Source organism: Pseudomonas putida, assembly GCF_003228315.1.
Lineage (GTDB): Bacteria > Pseudomonadota > Gammaproteobacteria > Pseudomonadales > Pseudomonadaceae > Aquipseudomonas > Aquipseudomonas putida_S.
The window spans coordinates 1,647,066-1,669,267 of the sequence record NZ_CP029693.1; the positions used below are offsets into that span (position 1 = coordinate 1,647,066).

Below are 22,202 nucleotides of genomic sequence, written 5' to 3' on the forward strand. Positions count from 1 at the left end.
ACGTCAACGATAACGCTGAAAACCTGACACCCCGCGGTGTTTTTGCCTCCATCGCGAGCAGGCTCGCTCCTACAGGGGATCGGTGTCGACCGCGCGTTTCATCGCCCGCTGACGAGAAACTCATTCACAGCTCTTGCACAACCGATATTATGGTATACCATCATACGCACAGACACTTTCTTCCCCCATACGGAGCAGCTCATGAGTTTCGAAATCCGCAAGATCGTCAGCTATGTCGAAGAAACCTTCATCGAAGGCGGCAAGGCCACCGATAAACCCGTGACTATGGTCGGGCTGGCCGTGGTGATGAAAAACCCGTGGGTGGGCAACGGTTTTGTCGAAGACCTCAAGCCGCAGATCCGCGCCAACTGCTCCGACCTGGGCGCGATGATGGTCGAGCGCCTGGTGGGCATCATCGGCGGTGCCGAGAAAATCGAGGCTTACGGCAAGGCAGCAGTGGTCGGCGCCGATGGCGAAATCGAGCACGCCTCCGCCGTGATCCACACCCTGCGCTTCGGCAACCACTACCGCGAAGCGGTCAAGGCCAAGAGCTACCTGAGCTTCACCAACAAGCGCGGCGGCCCGGGTACCTCGATCCAGATCCCGATGATGCACAAGGACGACGAAGGCCTGCGCTCGCACTACATCACCCTGGAAATGCAGATCGAAGACGCCCCGCGCGCCGACGAAATCGTCGTGGTCCTGGGTTGCGCCGATGGCGGCCGCATTCACCCGCGCATCGGCAACCGCTACATCGACCTGGAAGAACTGGCGGCTGAAAAAGCCCAGTAAGACGGGTCGGTCACTACAACAAAAAGGTATGCAGGAGCGCTCCATGATTCGGCTCACCGCTGAACGCACCCCGGCTGGCACCAGTTACCTGGCGACCGGCCAAGGCCAGCCCGTGGTCTTGATCCACGGCGTGGGCCTGAATAAAGAAATGTGGGGCGGCCAGATCGTTGGCCTGGCCACGCAGTACCGCGTCATCGCCTACGACATGCTGGGCCACGGCGCCAGCCCGCGCCCGGCAAGCGGCACGCCCCTGCTCGGCTATGCCGATCAGTTGCTGGAGCTGCTCGATCACTTGCAATTGCCCAAGGCGGCGGTGATCGGTTTTTCCATGGGCGGGCTGGTGGCGCGGGCATTTGCCCTGCACTACCCGCAACGCCTGCAAAGCCTGGTGGTGCTCAACAGTGTGTTCAACCGAACTGAAGAGCAACGCGCCGGCGTCATCGCCCGCACCGCCCAGGCCGCCGAGCACGGACCGGACGCCAACGCCGAAGCCGCGCTGTCGCGCTGGTTCAGCCGCGAATATCAGGCGGCCAACCCGGCGCAGATCGCCGCGTTGCGCCAGACCCTCGCGCAGAACGACCCGCAGGGTTACCTGACCACTTATGAGCTGTTCGCCACCCAGGACATGTACCGCGCCGACGACCTGGCCAGTATCCAGGTGCCGACGCTGGTCGCCACCGGCGAACTGGACCCCGGTTCGACCCCGGACATGGCCGAGCAACTGGCCGCGCGCATTCCCGGCGCGACGGTTGCCGTGCTGCCCGAACAGCGGCATATGATGCCCGTAGAATCGCCGCGCCTGGTCAACCAGCTGTTGCTGGAGTTCCTCGACAAGGCGCATTCCCGACCCAACCATTTGAAGGGGATCGTTGCATGACACTCGCACGTTTCCAGATGTGCATCGGCGGCGAATGGGTCGATGCCCTCTCCGGCAAGACATTCCAAAGCCTGAACCCTGCCCTGGCCGAAGCCTGGGCCGAACTGCCCGATGCCGACGAAGCCGATGTCGAGCGCGCCGTGCAGGCGGCGCAGACGGCCTTCGACAGCCCGGCCTGGCGCGGCCTGACCGCCACCGCGCGTGGCAAGTTGCTGCGGCGCCTGGGTGACCTGATCGCCGAAAACAAGGAACAACTGGCGCAGCTGGAAAGCCGCGACAACGGCAAGCTGATTCGCGAGACTCGCGGCCAGGTCGGTTATCTGCCGGAGTTTTTCCACTACACCGCAGGCCTTGCCGACAAGCTCGAAGGCGGCACCCTGCCCCTGGACAAGCCGGACCTCTTTGCCTACACCGTGCACGAAGCCATGGGCGTGGTGGCGGCGATCATTCCGTGGAACAGCCCGCTATACCTGACCGCGATCAAACTGGCGCCCGCCCTGGCGGCGGGCAACACCATCGTGATCAAGCCCTCCGAACACGCTTCGGCGACCATTCTGGAATTGGCACGCCTGGCACTTGAGGCCGGGATTCCGCCGGGTGTGGTCAACGTTGTCACCGGCTACGGCCCGAGCACCGGCGCCGCCCTGACCCGTCACCCGCTGGTACGCAAGATCGCCTTCACCGGCGGTGCGGCCACGGCGCGCCATGTGGTGCGCAGCAGCGCCGAGAACTTCGCCAAGCTGTCGCTGGAACTGGGCGGCAAGTCGCCGAACATCATCTTCGCCGACGCCGACCTCGACAGCGCGATCAACGGCGCCATCGCCGGCATCTATGCCGCCTCCGGGCAGAGCTGCGTGTCCGGTTCGCGCCTGCTGGTGCAGGACGAGATCTACGATGAATTCGTCAGCCGCCTGGTGGAACGCGCCCAACGCATTCGCATCGGCAACCCTTCGGATGACAGCAGCGAAATGGGCCCGATGGCCACCGCGCAGCAACTGGCCGTAGTCGAAGGCCTGGTAGCCGACGCCATCGCCGAAGGTGCGCGCCTGCGCATCGGCGGCAAGCGCCCGACGGGGGTGGGCGACGGCTGGTTCTATGAGCCGACCCTGTTCGAGTGCGACCGCAACTCGATGAAGATCATGCAGGAAGAAGTGTTCGGTCCGGTGGCGTCGGTCATTCGTTTCAAGGACGAAGCCGAAGCGCTGGCGATCGCCAACGACTCGCAGTTCGGCCTCGCCGCCGGCATCTGGACTCGCGATCTGGGCCGCGCCCACCGGCTGGCCCGGGATGTGCGTTCGGGGATCATCTGGGTCAACACCTATCGCGCGGTCTCGGCCATGGCGCCGATCGGCGGCTTCAAGAACAGCGGCTATGGACGCGAAAGCGGCATCGATTCGGTGCTGGCCTACACCGAGCTGAAAACGGTGTGGATCAACCTGTCCCAGGCGCCCATGCCTGACCCCTTTGTGATGCGCTAGGAGTGCTGCGAAATGATTGAACCCGGCATTTACAAAGACGTCATGGGCTCGTTCCCGTCCGGCGTCACGGTGGTCACCACCCTCGACCCGCTCGGCGGCATCGTCGGCATCACCGCCAGCGCCTTCAGTGCGCTATCGATCGATCCGGCACTGGTGCTGTTCTGCCCCAACTACGCCTCCGACACCTACCCGGTGCTGCGCGACAGCCAGCAGTTCGCGATCCACCTGCTGTCCGCCGACCAGACGGCCGAGGCCTACGCCTTTGCCGGCAAGGGCAAAGACAAGGCCAAGGGCATCGACTGGCATCTGAGCGATCTGGGCAACCCGATCCTGAGCAAGGCCACGGCGATCATCGAGTGCGAACTGTGGCGCGAATACGATGGTGGTGATCACGCGATCATCGTTGGTGCGGTGAAGAACCTGATTTTGCCTGCGCAGCCGGTGACGCCGATGATCTACCACAAGGGCAAGCTGGGGCCGTTGCCGACCCTGGCTTGAGTGCTTCACACATCCCCAACTGTAGGAGCGAGCCTGCTCGCGATGGTCGTTAACGATGACGCTGGCTTTCTGAATGAACGCGGTGCCCGGAAGACCATCGCGAGCAGGCTCGCTCCTACAGGGGGCGGTGGTGAGAGGAGGATTTATGAGCAATGAGAAGTACGAAAAAGGCCTGCAGATCCGCACCCGGGTGCTCGGCGAAGACTATGTGCAGCGCTCGATCCAGAACGCCGACGACTTCACCCGCCCCCTGCAGGAGATGGTCACCGAATACTGCTGGGGTCATGTCTGGGGTCGCGAGGGTTTGTCGCTCAAGGAACGCAGCATGATCAACCTGGCGATGATCTCGGCGCTCAACCGTCCGCACGAACTCAAGCTGCATGTGCGCGGCGCCTTGCGTAACGGCTTGAGTCGTGAGCAAATACGCGAAATTCTGCTTCAGGTCGGCATTTATTGCGGCGTTCCGGCGGCCGTGGACAGTTTCCGGCTGGCCCGTGAAGCCTTCGCCGAAGCCGACGCCGAGGCCTCAAGTTAACCCCAGGTCTGGTCGATGCCCATCGGGTATCGACAGCCACCTTTAGAGCGTACCCCATGAAACGCCTGCCACTCGACGACAGCTTCAAGGTCAACCGCAACCCCGTTACCCTGCGCGAAATCGTGCTGGATAAGCTGCGCAGCGCCATCATGAACTTCCAGCTTCTGCCGGGAGACCGTCTGGTCGAACGCGATCTGTGCGATCGCCTTGGGGTGAGCCGCACCTCGGTACGCGAAGCCTTGCGTCACCTGGAGTCCGAAGGGCTGGTGGAATTCGCTGACGCCAAGGGCCCGCGCGTGGCCATCATCACCCTGGCCGATGCCGTCGATATCTACGAACTGCGTTGTGTGCTCGAAGGCCTGATCGTCCAGCTGTTCACCCTGCGGGCCAAGGCCAAGGACATCAAGGCCCTGGAAAAAGCCCTGGAGGAAAACCGCCAGGCGCTGAAGGAAGGTGAACTGCAACAGGTCATCGATTCGGTGCAGGGTTTCTACGACGTCCTGCTCGAAGGCTCAGGCAACCACGTTGCGGCCACTCAGTTGCGCCAGTTGCAGGCGCGCATCAGTTACCTGCGCGCGACCTCGGTGTCCCAGGAAAACCGCCGTGGCGCCAGCAACCAGGAAATGGAACGCATGGTCGAGGCGATCAAGAGCGGCGACCCGTTGGCCGCCCATCAGGCTTGTGTCGATCACGTGCGCGCCGCTGCCGCCGTCGCCCTCGAATACCTCAAGCGCAAACAGGAAGAGACCGGGGCAATTCCCGAAATCACCCTGCCGATCGCGCTCAAAGAACCTCGCATAGGTCGCTGATCATGTTCAGCCCGAGCTTTTGTCCGAAATGCGGCGCCGGTGGCCTCACGTCACAGGTGCCGCCGGGCGATACGCACGAGCGCCTGATGTGCAGCGGCTGCGGCTACATCCACTACGTCAACCCGAAAATCATCGCCGGCTGCATCATCGAGCAGGACGGCAAATACCTGCTGTGCCAACGGGCGATCCCGCCGCGTCCCGGCACCTGGACCTTGCCGGCGGGCTTCATGGAAGCCGGCGAGACCACCGAGCAGGCGGCCTTGCGCGAGGTCTGGGAAGAAAGTGGCGTGCGCGGGGAAATCCTCTCGCCCTACTCGATCTTCAGCGTGCCGCAGATCAGCGAGGTGTACATCATCTTCCGCGCCATCGCCCTGGAGATCACCGGCCAGCACGGGCCGGAGACCCTGGACTACAAATTCTTCGCGCCCGAGGAGATTCCCTGGGACAGCATCTACTACCCGGCGATCCGGCAGATTCTCGAGCGTTATATCGAGGAGCGGCAGGCTGGGGTCTACGGCATTTACATCGGCAACGATGACAGTGGCAAGGTTCACTTCATCCGCTGATAGCACACTCCCCCTGTAGGAGCGAGCCTGCTCGCGATGGACGTCAACGATAACGCTGGCTGCCTGACACCCCGCGGTGCCCCTGCCTCCATCGCGAGCAGGCTCGCTCCTACAGGTATCGGTTCCTTCAGTTCACGCCTTCCACGATAACGATCTCCGCCCTTCCCGCCCCCTCACGGTGCCGCTTCGCCTCCTGATACTCCGGCGAGCGATAACACGCCAGCGCCTGCTCATACGAGTCGAACTCGATCACCACATTACGCTGCGCCCCTTGCCCTTCCAGCACTTCGCAGCGCCCGCCACGGGCCAGCATGCGCCCGCCGTACAGGGCGAAGGCCTGCGGGGCCCGCTGGGTGTATTGGCTGTATTGATCAGGGTCGGTGACTTCCACGTGAGCTATCCAGTACGCCTTCATATGTGACCTCTCGGTTTGTTTTGTATCATGGTATACCATAATATGAATCAACCCAGCCAACCCGGCAAAGAATGAGACTGCATCATGGCCTTCAACACGATCGAAGAAATCATCGAAGATTATCGCCTCGGCAAAATGGTACTGCTGGTGGATGACGAGGACCGCGAAAACGAAGGCGATCTGCTGCTGGCGGCCGACCGTTGCAGCGCGCAAGCCATCAGCTTCATGGCCCGCGAGGCACGTGGCCTAATCTGCCTGACCCTGACTGACGAGCATTGCCAGCGCCTGGGCCTGGAGCAGATGGTCCCCAGCAACGGCAGCGTGTTCAGCACCGCGTTCACCGTCTCCATCGAAGCTGCCACCGGCGTGACCACCGGCATTTCCGCCGCCGACCGCGCGCGCACCGTGGCGGCGGCCGTCGCCCCGGGCGCCAGCGCCGCCGATATCGTCCAGCCCGGCCACATCTTCCCCTTGCGTGCCCGCGAAGGCGGCGTGCTGACCCGCGCCGGGCATACCGAAGCCGGTTGCGACCTGGCGCGCCTGGCCGGCTTCACCCCGGCGTCGGTGATCGTCGAGGTGATGAACGATGACGGCACCATGGCCCGCCGCCCGGACCTGGAAGTGTTCGCGCAAAAGCACGGGATCAAGATCGGTACCATCGCCGACCTGATCCACTACCGCCTGAGCAACGAGCACACGGTCGAGCGCATCGGCGAGCGTGAACTGCCCACCGTGCACGGCACCTTTCGTCTGATCACCTTTGAGGATCGCATCGAAGGCGGTGTCCACATGGCCATGGTCATGGGCGAACTGCGCCGCGAAGAACCGACGCTGGTGCGGGTGCATGTGATCGACCCGCTGCGCGATCTGGTCGGTGCCGAATACAGCGGTCCGTCCAACTGGACCCTGTGGGCTGCGCTGCAACGGGTGGCCGAGGAAGGACGCGGCGTGGTGGTGGTACTGGCCAACCATGAATCGTCCCAGGCGCTGCTCGAACGCGTGCCGCAATTGACCCAGTCGCCCCGGCAGTTCAGCCGCTCGCAGTCGCGGATCTATTCGGAAGTGGGCACCGGCGCGCAAATCCTGCAGAACCTGGGCGTGGGCAAGCTGCGGCACTTGGGCCCGCCGCTCAAATATGCTGGGTTGACCGGGTATGACCTGGAGGTGGTGGAGAGTATTCCTTTCACCGGGTAATTGGAGAGTCCCCCTGTAGGAGCGAGCCTGCTCGCGATGGACGTCAACGATAACGCTGGCTGCCTGACACACAGCGGTGCCTGTACCTCCATCGCGAGCAGGCTCGCTCCTACAGGGGGAGGTGTTTGCCAGATAGCCGGTACGGCAAAATGCTTGCACAAAGTTTGGAATACCATAATATGATATTCCATAGACCGGACAGTCTCAGCGACTCGATGGACCTACTGCTCCCGATAGGCGGGCACTCAAAGCCCCGCTCATAAACACAACAATGAGGGCGTGAAAATGGTGTTGAACAAAGGTGTCACCGCAGTGCTGTTCGCGGGTCTGCTGAGCGTGACCAGCCAGGCATTGATGGCGGCTGAAAGCGTCAACTTCGTCAGCTGGGGCGGTACCACCCAGGATGCGCAGAAGCAGGCCTGGGCCGATCCGTTCAGCAAGGCCAGCGGCATCACCGTGGTTCAGGATGGCCCCACCGACTACGGCAAGCTCAAGGCCATGGTCGAAAGCGGCAACGTGCAGTGGGACGTGGTCGACGTCGAAGCCGATTTCGCCTTGCGCGCCGCCTCTGAAGGCTTGCTCGAACCGCTGGATTTCAAAGTGATCGAGCGCGACAAGATCGACCCGCGTTTTGTCAGCGATCACGGCGTCGGCTCGTTCTTCTTCTCCTTCGTCCTCGGCTACAACGAGGGCAAGCTCGGCGCCGCCAAGCCGCAGGACTGGACCGCGCTGTTCGACACCAAGACTTACCCCGGCAAACGCGCCCTCTACAAATGGCCAAGCCCTGGCGTACTCGAACTGGCCCTGCTGGCCGACGGCGTACCCGCCGACAAGCTCTACCCGCTGGACCTGGACCGCGCCTTCAAGAAACTCGACACCATCAAGAAAGACATCGTCTGGTGGGGCGGCGGTGCCCAGTCGCAACAGCTGCTGGCCTCCGGCGAAGCCAGCCTGGGCCAGTTCTGGAACGGCCGGATTCACGCCCTGCAGGAAGACGGCGCCCCCGTCGGCGTCAGCTGGAAACAGAATCTGGTGATGGCCGACATTCTGGTCATCCCTAAAGGCTCGAAGAACAAGGACGCGGCGATGAAGTTCCTGGCCAATGCCAGCAGCGCCAAGGGACAGGCCGACTTCTCCAACCTGACCGCCTACGCCCCGGTCAACGTCGACAGCGTGGCGCGCCTGGATTCGGTGCTGGCCCCTAACCTGCCGACGGCCTACGCCAAGGACCAAATCACTCTCGACTTCGCGTACTGGGCCAAGAACGGTCCGGCCATCGCGACACGGTGGAACGAATGGCTGGTCAAATGAAAATGATGGCGACCGCAACCCGCCAATCCACGTCCGTCGGGAGCGCCTCCGGCGCTGCCGGCAAGGCCGCTGCGATGACGCAAACCCCGACTTTGGCACAACGCTGGCGCGGCTCGAGCAACCTCATCCCCGCCCTGCTGTTCCTCGGCCTGTTTTTCCTCGCGCCGCTGATCGGCCTGCTGCTGCGCGGCGTGCTGGAACCGACGCCGGGCCTGGGCAACTACGAACAGCTGTTTGCCAACTCGGCGTATGCGCGGGTCCTGCTCAACACCTTCTCGGTGGCCGGCCTGGTGACCATTTTCAGCCTGCTGCTGGGCTTCCCGCTGGCTTGGGCGATCACCCTGGTGCCCCGCGGCTGGGGTCGCTGGATCCTCAACATCGTGCTGCTGTCGATGTGGACCAGCCTGCTCGCCCGCACCTATTCGTGGCTGGTGCTGCTGCAAGCCTCGGGCGTGATCAACAAGGCGCTGATGGCCATGGGCATCATCGATCAGCCGCTGGAGATGGTGCATAACCTCACCGGCGTGGTGATCGGCATGAGCTACATCATGATCCCGTTCATCGTGTTGCCGTTGCAGGCGACCATGCAGGCCATCGACCCGATGATCCTGCAGGCCGGCTCCATCTGCGGCGCCAGCCCCTGGACCAACTTCTTCCGGGTGTTCCTGCCGCTGTGCCGGCCGGGGCTGTTTTCCGGCGGGCTGATGGTGTTCGTGATGTCCCTCGGTTACTACGTGACCCCGGCGCTGCTGGGCGGCGCGCAGAACATGATGCTGCCCGAGTTCATCATTCAGCAGGTGCAGTCGTTCCTCAACTGGGGCCTGGCCAGCGCCGGCGCCGCGTTGCTGATCGTCATCACGCTGGTGTTGTTCTACTTCTACCTGAAGCTCCAGCCGGAATCCCCGGTTGGCGCCAGCAACGCGAGGTAAGCCGTCATGCTCCTGACCCCCAATGCCATGAGCCGCCAGATGCGCCTTGGCCTGTATGCGACCACCGGGCTGATCGGGCTGTTCCTGCTGCTGCCGATCGTGTTCATCGTCCTGCTGTCGTTCGGCTCCTCGCAGTGGCTGGTGTTCCCGCCTCCGGGCTGGACGCTGAAATGGTACGGCCAGTTCTTCTCCAACGCCGACTGGATGAACGCGGCCCTGGCCAGCCTCAAGGTCGCGGTGCTGACCACGATCTTCGCCGTGGCCCTGGGCTTGCCCACCGCGTTCGCCCTGGTCCGTGGCCGCTTCCCTGGCCGGGAAATGCTCTACGGCCTGTTCACCCTGCCGATGATCGTGCCGCTGGTGATCATCGCCGTGGCGGTGTACGCACTGTTCCTCAAGCTGGGGTACACCGGGACCATGTTCGCCTTCGTGGTCAGCCATGTGATCGTGGCGCTGCCGTTCACCATTATCTCGATCATCAACTCGCTGAAGCTGTTCGATCAGTCGATCGAGGATGCGGCGGTGATCTGCGGCGCCTCGCGCCTGCAGGCGGTGTACAAGGTGACCTTCCCGGCGATCCGTCCGGGCATGGTGGCCGGCGCCCTCTTCGCCTTCCTCGTCTCGTGGGATGAAGTGGTGCTGAGCGTGATGATGGCCAGCCCGACCCTGCAAACCCTTCCCGTGAAAATGTGGACCACGTTGCGCCAGGACCTGACACCGGTGATCGCCGTCGCCTCGACGCTGCTGATCGGCCTCTCGGTATTGGTCATGGTCATCGCCGCCGCCCTGCGCCGGCGCAACGAACTCAACGCTTGAGCACCAGGAGTACGACATGAGTGCAGTAATCAAAGATGCCGCGCAGCCAAACGACAAGCCCCTGGTGAGCCTGTGCAACCTGAACAAGTTCTACGGCGACTTTGCCGCCGTGGACAACATCTCCCTGGACATCAAGGACGGCGAGTTCCTGACCTTCCTCGGCTCCAGCGGCTCCGGCAAGAGCACCACCCTGTCGATGCTCGCCGGCTTCGAAACCCCGAGCAGCGGCGAGATCCTGGTCAACGGCCAGTCGCTGGTCAACGTGCCGCCGCACAAGCGCGACATCGGCATGGTGTTCCAGCGCTATTCGCTGTTCCCGCATCTGTCGGTGCGCGACAACATCGCGTTTCCGCTGACCATCCGCAAACTCGATGCCGCCGAGCGTGAGCGCCGGGTCGATGCGATGCTCAAGCTGGTGCAGCTGGAAAAATTCGCCCACCGCCGCCCTTCACAACTCTCCGGTGGCCAGCAGCAACGCGTCGCCATCGCCCGGGCGCTGGTCTATGAACCACGCATCCTGCTGATGGACGAACCGCTGGGCGCACTGGACAAAAAACTGCGCGAAGACCTGCAGGATGAATTGCGCCAACTGCATCGACGCCTGGGCATCACCATCGTCTACGTGACCCACGACCAGGAAGAAGCGATGCGCCTGTCCCAGCGCATCGCGATCTTCAGCCACGGCAAGATCGTCGGCCTGGGCAGCGGCTACGACCTGTACCAGAACCCGCCGAACGCCTTTGTCGCGTCGTTCCTGGGCAACTCGAACTTCCTCAAGCTCAAGGCCCAGGGCAATGCGGTGGCGACCTTTGAAGGCCAGCCGCTGTCGATCCGCCTGACCGCCGGCCTGCAAACCGATCAGGATGTGTTGCTGATGGTGCGCCCGGAAAAGGCCCTGGCGTTGAGCGCGCAACAGGCCAGCGAGGAACCGTTGGCCGCTGGCTGGAACGAGGTCTCGGCCAAGGTCGTGGAGGTGTTGTTCCTCGGTGAAAGCCAGACGTGCAGCGTGGTGACGGCGGGCGGTACCTCGATGACCGTCAAGGCGCTTTCAGCCGCCGGCATGCCGCTCAAGGCGGGGGATCCGGTGAAGGTCCGCTGGGCCACGGCCGATGCCTGCGTCTACACCGAATGGGCGGAAAGTGATTTGAACAAGGCCGCTGGCGCCCACTGATGAGTCACCCTCGGGTCGCCGCAACGTCGGGTTGTGGCGGCCTTTTTTTCGTCCGGAGTTTTTTATCGACTGTACCGCCGCCATCGCGGGCAAGCCTTGCTCCCACAGGGTTTTGTGTCGTTTGCCGCATTTGAGGCTGAACAAAAAAATCCCGCCCGGACAACCCGGGCGGGATTCGCTTCAAGCATCAAGCGTTATGGGAGTCGTGATCAGGCAATCGGAATCAGCGGATCCGCAGCCGCCCAGGCGACGTCACGGTCGGCCACCGGCGGGTAGATCCACACGGTGTTGATCTGGGTCTTGAGCTCTTTGCCTTCCTGTTTGGTCAGTTTGACCTGACGATCCCAGCCTTCGGTGTACACCGCGCCCCAGGCACCAAGGTCCAGGCAGGTGACGTATTTCGGCTGGCGGTAGGCCGTCGGGTCCACACCGAGGATCTGCGCCGCGACGTTGTTGCCGGCATGACGACCCAACACGATGGCGTGCTGGCAGGTCATCAGCGCGTGGTTGCCGATGTCATCGGTGGCCGCGTAGGCGACGTCGCCGGTGGCGTAGACATCATCCTGGCCAATGACTTTCAGGTGGTCGTCAACGTGCAGGCGGCCGAGGTGGTCACGCTCACCGGGGATCTGTTCGGTCAGCGAGTGGGCGCGCACGCCGGTGGTCCAGACCACAGTCTTGGCTTCGATGCGCTGCCCGTCCGACAGGCTCACACCATTGGCATCGACCGCCACCACCGAGGCGTTCAGGTGCCACTTCACACCGGTTTCAATACTGGCTTCGGCAATTTTTTCGGCGATTTCCGGGCCCATCGAACCGCCGACCTTGTCGCCGCGATCGACGACGATCACATTGATGTCGGCACGGTCACCGAGGATGGCACGCAGGCGGGTCGGCATTTCAGTCGCCGTTTCGATCCCGGTGAAGCCGCCACCGGCGACCACTACGGTGTTGCGCGCCTTACTTTCCGGCTGGTTGGCCAAGGACTTGAGATGGTTCTCCAGGCGCACGGCCTGTTCGATCTGGTCGACGTCGAAGGCGTGTTCAGACACACCCGGGGTGTTGGGCAGTGCCAGGCCGCTGCCGGTGGCCAGAACGAGTTTGTCGTAGATCACCACCTGCTTGTTACCCGAAGCATCGGTGTAGCCGACGCTTTTGTTCGCCACGTCGATGGAGTCGGCGGAGCCCTTGATGAACTTCGCGCCTACCGCGTCGAGCAAATCACCGATGGGCGCGGCCAGCGTGTGGGCGTTCGGCTCGTAGAAGCGTGGACGAATCCGCAGCTCGGCCTGGGGCGCCAGGATCGCGACTTCGGTGTTGTTGTGGTCGTGAATGTTGAACAGACGGGTTGCGCTGATCGCTGTCCACATGCCACCGAAACCTGCGCCGATTACCAAGATGTGTTGTTTCATTTTTAACTCCGGGGAAGAAACCAGGCATTGAAAGTTGGTTGGGGCCAGGAGGTTGATCTCGTCTCTCCTTCGAGAGGCATGGCTCACTGCCCGCTGACAACTACGACTATATTGATCCGAGTTAATCCTCGCAACGGATTTCTTTCAATGAGTTCCATCGATGAGATTGATACAGACTGATGAACCCGTATCCATTGCGCTTCGCCGAACCCATCACAGAATGGGAAAAACGCACTCGTTGTCCAGAAAGCCCCTAGCTGGTAGCATTTGCGACAACATTAGTCGGAGATATCTGATGGCTCTTTACAGTGCCGGCGTCGAGTACGGCATTCACTGCCTGGCGTTCCTGGTCGGCAATCACGGCGACACCCGCGAAGCGAGCGTGCGCGACCTTGCCGAGCTGCAAGGCGTGCCGCTGGACTATCTGGCGAAAATCTTCACCAAACTGGCCAAGGCCAAACTGGTGGCCGCCACCGAAGGCGTGCGCGGTGGTTTCAAGCTGGCGCGGCCTGCTGACGAAATCACCCTGCTGGACATCGTCAACGCCATCGACGGGCGCAAGGCGATTTTCGAATGCCGGGAGATTCGCGGTCGTTGCGCGTTGTTTGAAGGCCTGACGCCGGAATGGGCGGTGGAAGGACGCTGCTCGATCCATGCCGCCATGCTGACGGCACAAAAGCGCATGGAAGAGGCTCTGGACCAGCAAACGATCCTGGACATCGCCCGCAAGGTCGGGCGCAAGGCGCCGGCAGAGTTTGGAGAAAAGCTGGAAAGCTGGATGAATGATCGTCGCGACAGGAAAGGCGCCAGCGGTGCCCAGACGAGTGACGATCAACTCATCCAGGTCACCGAAATCTCGAACTGACGGTTACAGGCAGTCGCGCACTGCCTTGCGCATGGCGCCCGACTTCGCCCAGGGCGGCCCCTGGTAGAGCGACACCCGGCTGCCATCCTTGTATTTCACGATATCCAGAATCTCATCGGCAGTGATGATGCTCGGCGCGGTGATCCGGTAGCCGTTGGATATCGACGCTTGTGTGGTGTGCGACACCTCTTGTTGCCAGAGCGGCAGCACACAGGCGGCAAGCTCCTTCGGCGGCTTGTCACTGTACTTGCCCATATTCGGCTCGCCCGGTACCAGTGACGCCGGCAACGAACAGCCCGCCAGCAATGCCAAAACCACTCCCCCCAACCACATCCGACTCTGCATGAAGCGCCCTTAACTCCTGAAAAAAGACAATGTAGCCTGCCGCCGTCCGGACAGCCATGGACTGCTCCGGTTTTCAGCGACTGGCGCTCAAATCGCCGGGCCTCGGGTATGACTGCTCGTTCAAATAACTCATCCAGCGCTCATAGGCTTCGTGCTGCCACTGGCTCACCCGGTCCCATTCCGGCCCGCTGAGCTGGTGTTCGCTGATGAGGTTCATCATTTCACTGGTGGCCGCGTCCAGGTCGGCGATCAGTTGATGGGCATGCGCTCGAAAGTCATCGGTTGCCGTCATGTTGAACGTCCCCTGCCCTGGCGATAAATCGCTACCTCCCTACGACAGCGGATTTTCCATTTCGCACCAATTTCCCGACCAAAGGAAGGCACAACGCCACTGACGAACTCAACCCCCGCCGGCGCAAATGGGTCTAACCTTTTAGCGCAGAGATACAGGAGGTCATCATGTGGCTTAACGAATCGGAACAAGCGCTGCGGCGCGATCTGCAAGGGCTCGCGTCGGACCTGCGATGGTCGGCGGTAGAGCTTGTGCGAATAGCGCAACAGCTGCGCCAGGCGGGCAATGAAGTCGATGCGCAAGCCGTGCAGCGGCTGTGCGATCTGTTTCAGGGGGACGAAGAGCGATTGCTGGGCTACGCCGAGGAGGTCAAGGCCAAGGTCATCAGCCGCAACAAGCCGGAATGAAAGAACGCTGATCAGTAGAGGAGCCAGACCATGAACAGAACTCTGCCTGTGTTCGTCATCGCGATGATGACGCTGGCAGGCTGCAATACCGACTCGCAAGTATTTCGCGATCAACCCCTGGTGGCCAAGGTCCAGATCGGCATGAGCCAGGAGCAGGTCCAGCAAATCGGCGGAGCGCCGCTGTCGATCAGTAACCGCACTGTCGAGGCTGGCACCTGTTTCGATTACAAACTGGTCCAGCCCGACCGCCGACAACCGTACAACATCAGCTTCGATAGCCGTGGCAAGGTTGATCACAAGGGTTTCATGACCTGTGCCGAATGGAGCAGCGCCCAGCAGAAAGCCCGTGAACCTGCACGTTCCAGCGGGGGCGGTGGTTATTAATGAAGTGATTCATGTAGGAGCGAGCCTGCTCGCGATGATCTCAAGGACGACGCGTTCAATCAGTAAGCACGCGTTATCGTTAACGACCATCGCGAGCATGCTCGCTCCTACAGATACAGCGGTATTTCGACATGGTTCAACGATTGGGTTATTCGCTGCGCGACTGCCTGCCCGATCGTGTTCTGTAGCCGGGCAATGAGGCGGCAAACGCCAGTGCTTCCTCCCTGCTGGCAAACGACCCGAGCCGATCACCCTTGGTGCAGACCCGCCAGGGGCCGTTGTTCACGCTGAGTACGTCATAACCGTTCATATGCATTCTGTTCAGCATCGGAACACTCATGGTCATCTCCTTCTCGGCAAGATTCCAAAGCTCACTAACCTACCTTACACCCGCAGTTCGCCGGGAAAACGACCGAACGTCGCATCAAACACCACCTGAATGGCACTTTTACCCCTGAAAACGCCTCAACATGGCAAATGCCTGCGGCAATGGATCCAGCTTGATTATTGCTTTTTTGTTACACTTTTATGACAGCAACCACCGAGCATCCATGAGCAACCCATGAAAGTACGCGCCACCGTCATTTGCGAGCAGGACCGCCACATTCTTCTGGTCAGAAAACCGAAGAGTCGCTGGATGTTGCCTGGCGGAAAGGTGGAAAGCGGCGAGACCCATGCCAGTGCTGCCGCTCGCGAACTGGCGGAAGAAACCGGGCTGGGCGTGGAAGACATGCTCTACCTGATGGAGCTGCAATCGGGCAAAACCCGCCACCATGTCTACGAGGCCTCCACGCTGGAAACCGACCAGGCCCGGCCGTTGAACGAAATCTTCGACTGCATGTGGTTTCCGCTGAACGCGATCCACAACCTCGATACCAGCGACGCCACGCTCAAAATCATCCGGGCGTTTCAGCGTCGCCTGTAACTCCGTCGGTTATCCCTGATCGCCACCGCCCACCGGCATGACCATGCCGGTGATGTAGGAGGCTTCGTCGCTGGCCAAAAACAGAATGGCGCCGGCCTGTTCATCCAGCGTGCCGTAGCGCTTCATCAAACTGCTGTCGAGGGTCTGGTCGACGATCTGCTGGTACCAGACTTTTTCCTGGGCACTCTGTTCGGCGCTGTTGCGCGGAATCACCCGGGGCGGCGCCTCGGTGCCGCCGGGCGCCGTGGCATTGACCCGCACGCCGCGACCGGCGGTTTCGAACGCCAGGCACGCGGTCAGGGCATTCACCCCGCCCTTTGCCGCGCCGTACGGCACGCGGTTGATGCTGCGGGTGGCGATGGACGACACGTTGACGATCGCCCCGCTGCCCTGCTCCAGCATGAACGGCAGCGCGGCATGACAGCACCACAGGGTCGGGAACAGCGAGCGGCGCACTTCCGCCTCGATCTTCGATGCCTCGTAATGCTCGAACGGCTTGGCCCAGATGGTGCCGCCGACGTTGTTGATCAGCACGTCGAGACGACCGAAGCGCTCGACCGCGGTTTGCATCACCCGGCTGCATTCTTCGTATTGCTCAAGGTCGGCGGTCAGGGCCAGGACCTGGCTGTTCTGCCCCAGCGCCTGCTGCACCTCGAACACCAGTTCGGAGCGATCCACCAGAATCAGCTTCGCCCCTTCAGCCGCCATGCGCTCGGCCACCCGCCGCCCGATGCCCTGGGCGGCGCCGGTGATCAGCGCGACTTTTTCGTGAAATCTGTTCATGTGTACCTCGTGACGACCAATGCCCATAACCCTGTAGGAGCGAGCCTGCTCGCGATGGTGGCCAACGATGACGCGGGCTGCCTGAATGAATGCGGTGCTCTCTGGTTTTTCGCGAGCAGGCTCGCTCCTACAGGGGATCTTTGCCGAGGGCGCCATTCGAGCACGCCCTCACTATCACTTCGCAGATCACGCCGCGCTGGCAGCAAACTTCTCGTAGTAGAAATTCGCCGGCTGAATACCCTGCTCACCGATGTACTTGCTGACCGCTTCCACCATCGGCGGCGGGCCGCACAGGTAGACATCGACATCGCCATCGTTCAGGTGCTTGGGCTCGATGTGCTGGGTCACGTAGCCCTTGAGCGGGTGCTGGCTGTCGGGGCTGGCGACGCAGGCGCTGTAGGTGAAGTTGGGGATGCGCGCGGCGAAGGCTTCCAGGCGATCCATCTCCACCAGGTCGAAATCGTGGGTCACGCCGTAGATCAAATGCAGCGGATGCTCGCTGCCCTGCTCGGCGATTTTCTCCAGCATCGCGGTGAATGGCGCCAGCCCGGTGCCACCGGCCAGCAGCAACAGCGGCCGACGGATATCGCGCAGGTAGAAACTGCCCAAAGGCCCCGCCAGGCTCATGCTGTCGCCCGCCTTGGCCATGCCGGTGAGGAAGCTGCTCATCAGCCCGCCCGGCACGTTGCGAATCAGGAAGCTGACTTCGCCGTCGCGCTGCAACGAGCTGAACGAATAGGCGCGGGTCTGCTCGCTGCCCGGAATGCCCAGGTTCACATACTGCCCCGGCAGGAACGCCAGCTTGCTCAGGGACTCGCCCTTGATCGACAGCGCGATGGTGCTGTCGGACAACTGGCGCACGGCGCTGATGGTTGCGTCGTAGCTGGCCTGGCGGGTGCGGCAGACTTCCGAAGACGTCGGCACGCGCACCACGCAATCGCTCTTGGCGCGCATCTGGCAGGTCAGGACAAAGCCTTTTTCAGCCTCTTCGGGGCTGAGGGCGTCTTCGATGTATTCCTCGCCCAGATCATAGGTGCCGGCCTCGGCGAAGCACTTGCAGGTGCCGCAGGCGCCGTCGCGGCAGTCCAGCGGAATGTTGATGCCCTGGCGGTACGCGGCATCGGCCACGGTTTCGCCGGCATTGGCGTCGATGAACCGGGTGACGCCGTCTTCGAAGTTGAACGCGATGGAATGGGTCATGACGGCAGCCTCACAAATGGTAAACATCGATGACCTGGCGAACGTAGTCGTTCTTCAGGATCACTTTCTTGGCCTTGATCAGCGGGTTTTCACCGCGCACATCAAGGGTGTAGAAGCTGCTGCCGAAGTAGCTGTCGACGACCTTGTAGCGAAAGCTCAGGGTGTGCCAGTTGAAACGCACCTTGCACAGGCCGTCGGCTTGCTCCAGCAGCTCGATGTTGCTGATGTTGTGGGAGGTGCGGGTGTCCGGAACGCTGGCGCTGGAACGCTCGGTCTTGATGCGGAAGATGCGGTCTTCAAGGCCGGTGCGGTTGCCGTACCAGATCAGCGAGATTTCCCGCTGCGGGTCCTCGGTCAACTCGTCGTTGTCGTCCCAGGCCGGCATCCAGAACGTCGCGTCCGGGGCGTACAGTTCCAGCCACTCGTCCCATTGGCGATCGTCCAGATAGCGGGCTTCGCGGAAGAGGAAGTCGCGCACGGCGTCATAGGTGATGGTCATTGCACGTCCTCCACGGCGATCAGCCTGGACTGCTCGGCATCCAGCGCCTTGAGCATGGTCTGCTGCCAGTACTTGTGTTGCAGCACGAACAGGCCTTCATCTTCAGTACGTACGCCACTGAGCAGCGGGTGCAGGTCGATTTCCTTCGCCGCGTCATCGGCGCCTTCGATCCAGTGCTCGGCGCCACGGGACATGTCGTTCCAGGTGGTGACGCTGCCCTGGTAGCTGGTCTGGCAGGAGCGGAATTCCTCCAGGTCATCCGGGGTGGCCATGCCGCTGACGTTGAAGAAGTCTTCGTACTGGCGGATACGGCTGGAGCGCGCGTGATCGCTTTCGCCCTTGGGAGCGATGCAGTAGATGGTGATTTCCGTGCGATCGACCGAAATCGGCCGGGCAATGCGGATCTGCGAGCTGAACTGGTCCATCAGGTACACGTTCGGGTACAGGCACAGGTTGCGCGAGTTCTCGATCATCCAGTCGGCGCGCGCCTTGCCGAAATCCTGCGCCAGCTCGTCACGACGCTCGTACAGCGGACGGTCTTCAGGGTTGGCCCAACGGGTCCAGAGCAGCATGTGGCCCTTGTCGAAGGAATAGAAACCGCCGCCTTGCTTGGCCCAGCTGCCGGCGCTCATGGTCGGGTTTTCGTCGCCGGCCTCGCGCTGCTTGCGCTGGTTCTGGGTGGCGGCGTAGTTCCAGTGCACGGAGCTGACGTGATAGCCGTCAGCACCGTTTTCGGCGGTGAGCTTCCAGTTGCCTTCGTAGATGTAGCTGGAGGAACCGCGCAGCACTTCCAGGCCATCGGGGGACTGGTCGACGATCATGTCGATGATCTTCGCCGACTCGCCCAGGTGCTCAACCAGCGGCAGTACATCGGCATTGAGGCTGCCGAACAGGAAGCCGCGATAGGACTCGAAACGCGCAACCCTGGTCAGGTCGTGGGAGCCTTCGCAGTTGAAGCTCGACGGGTAGCCGGCGTTGGCCGGGTCCTTGACCTTGAGCAGCTTGCCGGAGTTGTTGAAGGTCCAGCCGTGGAACGGACAGGTGTAGGAGCTCTTGTTGCCGGACTTGTGCCGGCACAGGGTCGCGCCGCGGTGACTGCAGGCGTTGATGAAGGCGTTGAGCACACCGTCCTTGTTGCGCGCGATGAAGATCGACTGGCGCCCCATGGTGGTGGTGTAGAAATCGTTGATGTTGGGGATCTGGCTTTCGTGAGCCAGATACAGCCAGTTGCCTTCGAAGATGTGTTTCATCTCCAGGTCAAACAGGCGCGGGTCGGTGAACATCTCGCGCTTGCAGCGATAGATGCCTTGGGCAGGGTCGTCTTCAAGCAGGGAGTGAAGGTATTCGGGTCGCAGGGTCATGGCCGCCGCCTCCATTGTTATTGTTCAGGCAAGGCTCATGCTAGGACGGGGCAATGGGGCGGACTATCCGCGGGGTGCAGACCTTTATCCGTTTTGTGCAGGGTGGGTTTTGTGGGAGCAGAGCTTGCTCGCGATGGCGTCGTGTCAGCCAACATCAATGTTGAATGTGCCGGCCTCATCGCGGGCAAGCCTTGCTCCCACAGGTGCAAGGGTGTTTACGAGATCAGTGCCGGCGCTTGAGGGTATCGGACGGCAATTCGCCGAATTGCTTGCGATAGCTGTCGGAGAACCGGCCCAGGTGCAGGAAGCCGTAATCCATGGCCACTTCGGTGACGTTGCGTACGTTGCAGGTCGGGTCGCTCAGGCAGGCGCGGATGCGCTCCAGGCGTTTCTGGCGGATGTAGTTTTTCGGGGTAGTCTCGGCGTTGCGCTCAAACAGGGCATAGAAGGAACGCAGGCTCATGTGCGCCTGTCGCGCCAGATCTTCACTGTCCAGGTTCTGCTTGAGGTTCTTGCCGATGTAGTCGGCAATCGCTTCGAACGTCGCGGTCTGCGAGCCGATTTCCAGGCGGCTGACATTGGTCTTCATCAGGCTCAGCATCTTGCTGGCGATGATCTGCGCGTAGTGCTCCTGCACCCTGGGGATCTGCTCGGTTGACTCGGCCTCCTGGCAAATCATTGCCAGCAGGTTGACGAAGCCTTCCAGTTCTCCCAGCTGATAACGGTTTTCCAGAAACCGCACGCCCTGCCCCGGATACCGCCAGCGTTGTTCGTCGCAAACCGATTCGAACAAAGCGGTCGGAACCTTGAGGATGAATTTTTCGCAATCGTCGGAGTACGTCAGGTCCACCGGATCGTCGGGGTTGATCAGCAGCAATTCGCCGGGGGCGAAGTAATGTTCCTGGCCGTGACCGCGCCACAGGCAATTGCCGCGCAACAGCACTTGCAGGTGGTAGATGGTCTCCAGCGCGCCGGAGGTGACGCGAACGCTGCCGCCATAGCTGATGCGGCACAGGTCGAGGCTGGCGAACTTGCGATGGTTGAGACTGGCCAGAGGATGCCCGGCGCGTGGCATGAGAATGCAGTGGTTACCGACATGCTGATTGACGTAGCCCGATACCGCATACGGGTCGGCATGGTCGAAAATCGTACTGCGCTGACTCAGCAGTTGCGCTTGCATCATCGGCTCACTCTCGTTGTTGTTATAGGGTGCATCGGGCCATTCTAGGGCAGTACTGGCGAAGGTGTATCAACGGACTGACCTGTGGAAGGTTCGCAACAAAACCTGTAGGAGCGAGCCTGCTCGCGATGTACTTGAGAACGCCGCGGGGTATCAGGTACCCCGCGTCATCGTTATCGACCATCGCGAGCAGGCTCGCTCCTACAGGTTAGAGGGGATCAATCCTCGAGGGCACGCACCCGCTCGTGACGCTGCTGCTCTTCCGGTTGGGCCGACGACTGCAGGGTGAAGTCGAATTCGATCTCGGCGAAGCGACCGCTGACACCGTAAGCCGCTGCACGCGCCTGATCTTCGCTGAAGGTGATCTTGGCGATCAGCTCGTCACGGGTGGCGTAGGCGAAGTCGTCGTGCAGGTACTTCTCGCCATCCAGGTTGATCTGGGTGGTCAGGTGACGGTGATCCGGTGCGGAGATGAAGAAGTGCACGTGCGCCGGACGCTGGCCGTGACGGCCCAGTTGATCGAGCAGTTGCTGGGTCGGACCATCCGGTGGGCAGCCGTAGCCCGACGGCACGATGCTGCGGAAACGGTAGCGGCCTTCAGCATCGGTGACGATACGGCGACGCAGGTTGAATTCCGACTGGGAAGCATCGAAGTACGAATAGGTGCCGCCCGTGTTGGCGTGCCACACATCTACCACGGCGCCAGCCAGGGGTTCGCCAGCGGTGTTGAACACGCGGCCCTGCATGAACAGGGTCACACCCGGATCCTGGCCATCGTCCAGGCGCGCTTCGCCCTCGGACAACGGTGCACCGGCCACGTACAGCGGGCCTTCGATGGTGCGCGGGGTGCCGCCGGTCTTGCCGGCCTGCTCGTCTTCGGCGTCCATCAGCAGGTCCAGGTAATGCTCCAGACCCAGGCCAGCCACCACCAGACCGGCTTCCTGGCGAGCGCCCAGCACGTTCAGGTAGTTGACCGCTTTCCAGAACTCTTCCGGGGTCACGGCCAAGTCTTCGATGATGTTCACCGAGTCACGCAGGATGCGGTAGATCAGCGCCTTGGTGCGCGCATCGCCGGCATCGTTATGCAGGCCGGCGGCTTCTTCGAGAAATTTCTGTACTTCGGCAGTGTGGGAAATCTTGACGTTCATTTTAGGGGTT

The 22,202-nt window shown here is 61.9% G+C and carries 27 protein-coding genes; 16 read left to right on the forward strand and 11 right to left on the reverse strand.

All coding sequences use genetic code 11. The features are described from left to right. The first annotated feature begins 201 nt into the window (after positions 1-201). The 7 genes from DKY63_RS07390 to DKY63_RS07420 all read left to right on the forward strand — a co-directional run bounded on the left by DKY63_RS07390 (position 202) and on the right by DKY63_RS07420 (position 5,555). Complete coding sequence (locus DKY63_RS07390) at positions 202-792, forward strand: amino acid synthesis family protein (RefSeq protein WP_110963505.1); 591 nt, start codon at positions 202-204, stop codon at positions 790-792. A gap of 43 nt (positions 793-835) precedes the next feature. Then, positions 836-1,669: an alpha/beta fold hydrolase gene (locus DKY63_RS07395; RefSeq protein WP_110963506.1), complete on the forward strand. Its 834-nt coding sequence runs from the start codon at positions 836-838 to the stop codon at positions 1,667-1,669. Beyond that, a complete protein-coding gene (locus DKY63_RS07400) occupies positions 1,666-3,147 on the forward strand; it encodes an aldehyde dehydrogenase (protein ID WP_110963507.1) in 1,482 nt (493 codons plus the stop codon). Before DKY63_RS07395 ends, DKY63_RS07400 begins: the two co-directional genes overlap by 4 nt. A 12-nt stretch (positions 3,148-3,159) precedes the next feature. Continuing rightward, complete coding sequence (locus DKY63_RS07405) at positions 3,160-3,645, forward strand: flavin reductase family protein (protein ID WP_110963508.1); 486 nt, start codon at positions 3,160-3,162, stop codon at positions 3,643-3,645. Between the two features lie 145 nt (positions 3,646-3,790). After that, complete coding sequence (locus DKY63_RS07410; protein WP_110963509.1) at positions 3,791-4,180, forward strand: carboxymuconolactone decarboxylase family protein; 390 nt, start codon at positions 3,791-3,793, stop codon at positions 4,178-4,180. A 56-nt stretch (positions 4,181-4,236) separates the two neighbouring features. Beyond that, positions 4,237-4,989: a GntR family transcriptional regulator gene (locus DKY63_RS07415; RefSeq protein ID WP_110963510.1), complete on the forward strand. Its 753-nt coding sequence runs from the start codon at positions 4,237-4,239 to the stop codon at positions 4,987-4,989. 2 nt (positions 4,990-4,991) lie between these two features. Then, positions 4,992-5,555 (forward strand): NUDIX hydrolase, encoded by a 564-nt coding sequence (locus DKY63_RS07420; protein ID WP_110963511.1) that lies wholly within the window; start codon positions 4,992-4,994, stop codon positions 5,553-5,555. A 127-nt stretch (positions 5,556-5,682) separates the two neighbouring features. On the opposite strand, the gene DKY63_RS07425 is transcribed toward DKY63_RS07420, so the two are convergent. Next, positions 5,683-5,970, reverse strand: a complete 288-nt coding sequence (locus DKY63_RS07425) for a DUF1330 domain-containing protein (protein WP_110963512.1) — start codon at positions 5,968-5,970, stop codon at positions 5,683-5,685. 84 nt (positions 5,971-6,054) lie between these two features. Here DKY63_RS07425 and ribBA point away from each other — a divergent pair, with 84 nt between their 5' ends. From ribBA to DKY63_RS07455, 5 genes are all read left to right on the forward strand, one after another. Next, entirely contained in the window at positions 6,055-7,164 is a 1,110-nt protein-coding gene (ribBA, locus tag DKY63_RS07430) for a bifunctional 3,4-dihydroxy-2-butanone-4-phosphate synthase/GTP cyclohydrolase II (RefSeq protein ID WP_110963513.1), read from the forward strand. Positions 7,165-7,449: 285 nt separating this feature from the next. After that, a complete protein-coding gene (locus DKY63_RS07440; protein WP_110963515.1) occupies positions 7,450-8,475 on the forward strand; it encodes an ABC transporter substrate-binding protein in 1,026 nt (341 codons plus the stop codon). Then, positions 8,472-9,404, forward strand: coding sequence for an ABC transporter permease (locus DKY63_RS07445; RefSeq protein WP_162634955.1), 933 nt, complete (start codon positions 8,472-8,474; stop codon positions 9,402-9,404). Before DKY63_RS07440 ends, DKY63_RS07445 begins: the two co-directional genes overlap by 4 nt. Before the next feature lie 6 nt (positions 9,405-9,410). Further along, positions 9,411-10,220, forward strand: a complete 810-nt coding sequence (locus tag DKY63_RS07450) for an ABC transporter permease (RefSeq protein ID WP_110963517.1) — start codon at positions 9,411-9,413, stop codon at positions 10,218-10,220. A 16-nt stretch (positions 10,221-10,236) separates the two neighbouring features. After that, positions 10,237-11,391, forward strand: coding sequence for an ABC transporter ATP-binding protein (locus DKY63_RS07455; protein ID WP_110963518.1), 1,155 nt, complete (start codon positions 10,237-10,239; stop codon positions 11,389-11,391). Between the two features lie 209 nt (positions 11,392-11,600). Here DKY63_RS07455 and DKY63_RS07460 read toward each other — a convergent pair whose 3' ends face one another. Continuing rightward, positions 11,601-12,803: an NAD(P)/FAD-dependent oxidoreductase gene (locus DKY63_RS07460; RefSeq protein ID WP_110963519.1), complete on the reverse strand. Its 1,203-nt coding sequence runs from the start codon at positions 12,801-12,803 to the stop codon at positions 11,601-11,603. Between the two features lie 295 nt (positions 12,804-13,098). On the opposite strand from DKY63_RS07460, the gene DKY63_RS07465 reads away from it, so the two are divergent. Continuing rightward, positions 13,099-13,668 (forward strand): RrF2 family transcriptional regulator, encoded by a 570-nt coding sequence (locus tag DKY63_RS07465; protein WP_110963520.1) that lies wholly within the window; start codon positions 13,099-13,101, stop codon positions 13,666-13,668. Positions 13,669-13,671: 3 nt separating this feature from the next. On the opposite strand, the gene DKY63_RS07470 is transcribed toward DKY63_RS07465, so the two are convergent. Both DKY63_RS07470 and DKY63_RS07475 read right to left on the reverse strand, forming a co-directional pair. Beyond that, positions 13,672-14,013 (reverse strand): hypothetical protein, encoded by a 342-nt coding sequence (locus DKY63_RS07470; protein WP_110963521.1) that lies wholly within the window; start codon positions 14,011-14,013, stop codon positions 13,672-13,674. Positions 14,014-14,086: 73 nt separating this feature from the next. Next, complete coding sequence (locus DKY63_RS07475) at positions 14,087-14,305, reverse strand: hypothetical protein (RefSeq protein WP_110963522.1); 219 nt, start codon at positions 14,303-14,305, stop codon at positions 14,087-14,089. A 167-nt stretch (positions 14,306-14,472) separates the two neighbouring features. Here DKY63_RS07475 and DKY63_RS07480 point away from each other — a divergent pair, with 167 nt between their 5' ends. After that, positions 14,473-14,712, forward strand: coding sequence for a hypothetical protein (locus DKY63_RS07480; RefSeq protein WP_110963523.1), 240 nt, complete (start codon positions 14,473-14,475; stop codon positions 14,710-14,712). A gap of 30 nt (positions 14,713-14,742) precedes the next feature. After that, positions 14,743-15,096 carry an osmotically-inducible lipoprotein OsmE gene (gene osmE / locus DKY63_RS07485; RefSeq protein ID WP_110963524.1) on the forward strand — a complete coding sequence of 118 codons (354 nt, stop codon included), beginning with the start codon at positions 14,743-14,745 and terminating at the stop codon, positions 15,094-15,096. Positions 15,097-15,244: 148 nt separating this feature from the next. On the opposite strand, the gene DKY63_RS07490 is transcribed toward osmE, so the two are convergent. Beyond that, positions 15,245-15,436, reverse strand: coding sequence for an SPOR domain-containing protein (locus DKY63_RS07490; RefSeq protein ID WP_110963525.1), 192 nt, complete (start codon positions 15,434-15,436; stop codon positions 15,245-15,247). A 222-nt stretch (positions 15,437-15,658) separates the two neighbouring features. Between DKY63_RS07490 and DKY63_RS07495 the strand changes: the two genes are divergently transcribed. Next, positions 15,659-16,021: an NUDIX hydrolase gene (locus DKY63_RS07495; protein ID WP_110963526.1), complete on the forward strand. Its 363-nt coding sequence runs from the start codon at positions 15,659-15,661 to the stop codon at positions 16,019-16,021. Between the two features lie 9 nt (positions 16,022-16,030). Here the strand turns inward: DKY63_RS07495 and DKY63_RS07500 are convergent, their stop codons facing one another. From DKY63_RS07500 to catA, 6 genes are all read right to left on the reverse strand, one after another. Continuing rightward, positions 16,031-16,804 carry a 1,6-dihydroxycyclohexa-2,4-diene-1-carboxylate dehydrogenase gene (locus DKY63_RS07500; protein ID WP_110963527.1) on the reverse strand — a complete coding sequence of 258 codons (774 nt, stop codon included), beginning with the start codon at positions 16,802-16,804 and terminating at the stop codon, positions 16,031-16,033. A gap of 186 nt (positions 16,805-16,990) precedes the next feature. Continuing rightward, positions 16,991-18,004, reverse strand: coding sequence for a benzoate 1,2-dioxygenase electron transfer component BenC (gene benC, locus DKY63_RS07505; RefSeq protein ID WP_110963528.1), 1,014 nt, complete (start codon positions 18,002-18,004; stop codon positions 16,991-16,993). A 10-nt stretch (positions 18,005-18,014) separates the two neighbouring features. Then, positions 18,015-18,503 carry a benzoate 1,2-dioxygenase small subunit gene (benB, locus tag DKY63_RS07510; protein WP_110963529.1) on the reverse strand — a complete coding sequence of 163 codons (489 nt, stop codon included), beginning with the start codon at positions 18,501-18,503 and terminating at the stop codon, positions 18,015-18,017. After that, positions 18,500-19,864 carry a benzoate 1,2-dioxygenase large subunit gene (benA, locus tag DKY63_RS07515; RefSeq protein ID WP_110967873.1) on the reverse strand — a complete coding sequence of 455 codons (1,365 nt, stop codon included), beginning with the start codon at positions 19,862-19,864 and terminating at the stop codon, positions 18,500-18,502. Before benA ends, benB begins: the two co-directional genes overlap by 4 nt. A 223-nt stretch (positions 19,865-20,087) precedes the next feature. Then, positions 20,088-21,047, reverse strand: a complete 960-nt coding sequence (locus tag DKY63_RS07520; protein WP_110963530.1) for an AraC family transcriptional regulator — start codon at positions 21,045-21,047, stop codon at positions 20,088-20,090. 215 nt (positions 21,048-21,262) lie between these two features. After that, the gene (gene catA, locus DKY63_RS07525; RefSeq protein ID WP_110963531.1) at positions 21,263-22,192 is read right to left on the reverse strand and encodes a catechol 1,2-dioxygenase; all 930 of its coding nucleotides are present in this window, start codon (positions 22,190-22,192) and stop codon (positions 21,263-21,265) included. Between the last annotated feature and the right edge of the window lie 10 nt (positions 22,193-22,202).